3 protein-coding genes are annotated in these 1,967 nt (G+C 66.7%); 2 read left to right on the top strand and 1 reads right to left on the bottom strand.

Annotated elements, in window-relative coordinates; translation table 11 throughout:
• On the top strand, nt 1–546 hold a 546-nt coding region (locus U9980_RS09675; protein ID WP_322767618.1), incomplete at its 5' end, for a DUF2795 domain-containing protein.
• Between the two features lie 73 nt (nt 547–619).
• Here the strand turns inward: U9980_RS09675 and U9980_RS09670 are convergent.
• On the bottom strand, nt 620–862 hold the full coding sequence (locus U9980_RS09670; RefSeq protein ID WP_322755197.1) for an acyl carrier protein: 243 nt from the start codon (nt 860–862) through the stop codon (nt 620–622).
• Between the two features lie 167 nt (nt 863–1,029).
• Here U9980_RS09670 and U9980_RS09665 point away from each other — a divergent pair.
• A partial coding sequence (locus U9980_RS09665) for a dihydroorotate dehydrogenase (protein ID WP_322767617.1) occupies nt 1,030–1,967 on the top strand: 938 nt, incomplete at its 3' end.

The raw sequence follows: 1,967 nt of genomic DNA, 5'->3' as shown, positions 1-1,967 counted from the left end.
GGCACGACCATCGACATAGATCCGTCTCCGGACGACCCGGCGGTTGGCGGCAGGTGGATCAGACCCAGTCGACAAGTGCGCCCGGACGATCCCCAGCGTGGACCGGTGACCAGCGAAGAGGAGTTGACCAAGCCGATGCAGCGCGGAAGCACCAAACACGGTCCGATCAGGGACGACAACCTTGCCCACGAGGTGGACGGGATCGTCCGGGCACGCCGGGAGACTCGCACCGAGGACTGGCGCTCCGCCGAGCCCCCGGGAGAGGACCAGCCTCAGGTAGCCCTCATGCCGGACACCTCAGGTGCCGATCGCACCGCCGGCGCGAACACGGCCGCGGATGCCCGAGCCGAGCTCGCCCGATGGTTCGACCGGCACGACTTCCCCGCTCGCGCGGCTCAGCTCGTGTACAGCCTGCGCAGCCACAACGCCCCGGACCAGCTGGTCAATTCGCTCCTCACCTTGCCCAAACGACAGCGGTACAACTCGGTTGGCGATCTCTGGCGGGCGCTGCACGGAGGCGAGGACGTCGAAACCGTCCGGTTCTGATCAACCGCATCGTGCCACGGCCGGCCCGCGGTCAACAAGCCTTACTGCCAACAGGCCTTACTGCCAACAAGCCTTATCGGACGCCCGAGCCGGCCGGGGACCTGCCCGACAGCCTCGACAGGTAACGGTGGCAGGCCGCCGCGCGATCGGCGTCCTGCTTCATGATATCGCGGAAAAACTCGGCGATTTCCCGCTGGTCGTCGTTCTCCGCGTCCCGGGCAAATTGTTCGTATTCGTGGCAACCCCGCAGGGCGTGGTACTGCACGGAGATCAGATCATAGGCAACGTCACTGAATTCCGTTTCACCGCTCGCCATCGTCAGCCCTCTCCTTCGATCCGTAGCCGGCCGGTCCATGGCCCGCACTGTCTTCATCGACGCTCCCCGGCGAAGTAAACGCGTACCCGGCGTCGAATCCCGGTCGCGCACCGCACCCGGCGGAGGGCAGCCGAGCAGGCGCGCGTCAGGAAGGGAAGACTGTCGTCATGACCAGCCTCTGCGGCATCGAGCTTGAACATCCGCTCATGAACGCCGCGGGTACCTGCAAGAGCCTCGACGACGTCGACACGCTGGCCCGATCCGCCGTGGCGGCGGTCGTCGTCGGCTCCATCACCGAGCAGGCCCGCACCGGCAACGGCGGTAACGTCTACCACACCGGCGATTTCTTCTCGCTCAATGCGCTCGGTCTGCCGAACCCGGGGCTTGAATACTACCGCGAGCACCTGCCAAAAATGGTCTCGCTGGCGCACGAAGCCGGCAAGCCACTCATCGTCAGCATCGCGGGATTCAGCGCGCCGGAATACGCCCGCGCGGCACATGATGTGGCATTGACCGGCGCCGATGTCATCGAACTCAACCTGGCCTGCCCGAACGTGTGGGACGGTGGCACGCAGAAACGCATCGCCTGCTTTGACCACGGCCAGACCAGGTCCATCTGCGTTCAGGTCGGCCAGGCACTCGAAGCCGTCGCCGGCACGCGTCCGGGCACGTACCGACCACCGCCCTTCGGCATCAAGATTTCGCCGTTCTCGGATCCGGCCGGCCTGGCCGAACTCGCAGGCCTTGTCGGGGCGTTGTCCCGCGAGCCATCCGGGCCGCGCTTCGTCTGCGCGGTCAACACCTTTCCCAACGCCTTCGCTCTGACCCAGGCGAACCGTCCGGTCATCGATGTCGAGCTGGCCGGGCTCGGCGGACCCGCACTCAAGCCCATGGCGCTGGGTCAGATACGGCAGCTGCGGCGGCTGTTGCCCGAAGCGGTCGAACTGATCGGAGTCGGCGGGGTCACCGATGGACGCGACGTCGTCGACTTCCTGCACGCAGGCGCGGACGCGGTTCAGGCTGCCACCGCGTTCTGGAACCGCCAGGGCGACGCCGGGGTGTTCGGTGACATCCTCACCGACTACGCCGACCAGATCGCGGACCC

It is taken from the genome of Protofrankia sp. Cr1, assembly GCF_963555865.1.
Taxonomy (GTDB): domain Bacteria; phylum Actinomycetota; class Actinomycetes; order Frankiales; family Frankiaceae; genus Protofrankia.
The sequence above is the reverse complement of the archived record's forward strand: the minus strand, read 5'-3'. Positions and strand labels throughout refer to the sequence as shown.